The 1,797-nt window shown below is 50.2% G+C and carries 1 protein-coding gene; it reads right to left on the bottom strand.

Translation table 11 applies throughout. From position 1 onward, the window contains the following. Positions 1–1,374: 1,374 nt before the first annotated feature. Positions 1,375–1,797 (bottom strand): PDDEXK nuclease domain-containing protein (locus ACP7BV_RS26845; protein ID WP_426107951.1); only part of this gene is annotated, 423 nt, incomplete at its 5' end.

Below are 1,797 nucleotides of genomic sequence, written 5' to 3'. Positions count from 1 at the left end.
GTTTTTGACATTCTCTTTGTGATGAGTGATAGTGTTTATGATAATTTTTTCTCGGTGCAGGCGGCTGGTTGACCTGACACAAAGGCGTGCGCATGCACTGATGGAAGCGCCACGGCTTGGTTTTGTTGGGTAATGTCGGACGCATCTAAGGGCAACGGGACGCGTCGCGTGCCAAGCCAACCTCGACGTTCCTTGTTGCACTTGTTATTTCCACTTGGAAAATCTCTGGGATGCGTCGCCCGCGTTGCGGCCGAGATCTGGAACACCGCTACGGTATCAAGGAAGCAGGACGCCTACGATTCGGCGCGATAGGTCTAGCACCTTGCTGATCAGGGATCAGTCGCTTCTAATAATCATGCGACGAAGAAACATGAATAGACAGCGCGAAGACTTCGTTTTCTTTCATGCCAGGTAGTTTCAATACTTAAAAACGCGTTCGATTCACCAAAAACTCTGTTAATCCCACGTCAAATTGATTTTGAAGCGTTATTTAACGCCCGAATAGATATCTTGTGCCGTTATTAAACGCAGTGATGTTAGTACGCGCTCACCGCGCAATGCGCCGCTCGCCCGCACTCGAAAATGTCAAGTACGTGCATGCTAATAAATGTCAAAAAAATTAGGTTCTTGATCTCTAAAAGCTATTGCGTGCGATGCAGCAAGTCCATACAATTAGTAGGTTCTTTGCTGCATCTAACTAGATGTAGTGGTTTGATGTGATCAGAATGATCAGCAAGGAGAGGTGAAGTACCGGCACCTGGGAGGGGCGCCGGCAACTTCGATTACTTGAACCCGCCCGCGGCAAGCGGACAACATAGCCAGCAATGTGGAGCTGGTAAGGCAGGGATCGTATATGGCTAAAACCCGTATGACCTTATTACAGGTCGCGTAGTCCGCCAAGAGTTCTGATTTTCTGTGACAAGTCACGAAATCAGAACTCCATTTTAGCGGTGAAATTTGCATCCTTCAACTTAAAAGTTTAGCGTTATTAAACAAAAAGTTGTTGCCTTTCATTTAAAAGTAGCCATGGAGTTTTCAATGAAATCCAAAGTAGCGCAAACAAAGACCGTCGCGATTAGCGCGAAGACCGGTCAGTACGTCACTCAGCAACACGCGAAAACGCATCCAGCTACGACGGTGAACATGAAAGTAGCCGTCGGAAAAACGACGAAGTCGAAGTAAAAAAAAGGGGGACGCGAAAGCGTCCCTTTTGTGTTGACAGGCTGACGAGTGGCCCTCTCAGACGCTCAAGTGCAGACGTCTGCACAGAAACTGCACTACTATAAATCAGACGCTCGGCGCTGCGCGCCCAGCAAAATCCGGAAGGATTGCCTTTTTGCGCGCCATTCTGGGGCGTGACAAACAGCGACGGCACTACTTCCCCCGGACCTTTCTTGCTTCCAATTGCTGCCGTGATCGCTCCAGCTCAGCGACCAATACCCTTTCGTCTGGTAGAACCATCTGATACTCAGCGGCGAGGACCTTGTTGGGAAGATTTTCCAGGGCATAGTGGGCCTCGGCGGCCCCCTTCGCAGCACAAAGAATCAAACCAATCGGCGCGTTTTCACCCGGCTTCATCCAGTGCTCGCGCGCATAGTTGAGATACATGTGCATTTGGCCGGCGTCCGCATAGCTAAACTTCCCTGTCTTGAGTTCGATGACGATCAGGCACTTCAGCCCGCGATGGAAAAGTAGCAGATCGATGCGAAACCAGGCGTTATCGAGCCTCAATCGCCGCTGCCGACCGATGAACGCAAAATCGTCACCCAGCTCAAGGAGGAAGTCGGCCAGGTGCTG

Source organism: Massilia sp. TSP1-1-2, assembly GCF_049896185.1.
GTDB lineage: Bacteria > Pseudomonadota > Gammaproteobacteria > Burkholderiales > Burkholderiaceae_D > Telluria_A.
Note: the sequence above shows the minus strand (reverse complement) of the source record. Positions and strands in the feature narration are given on the sequence as shown.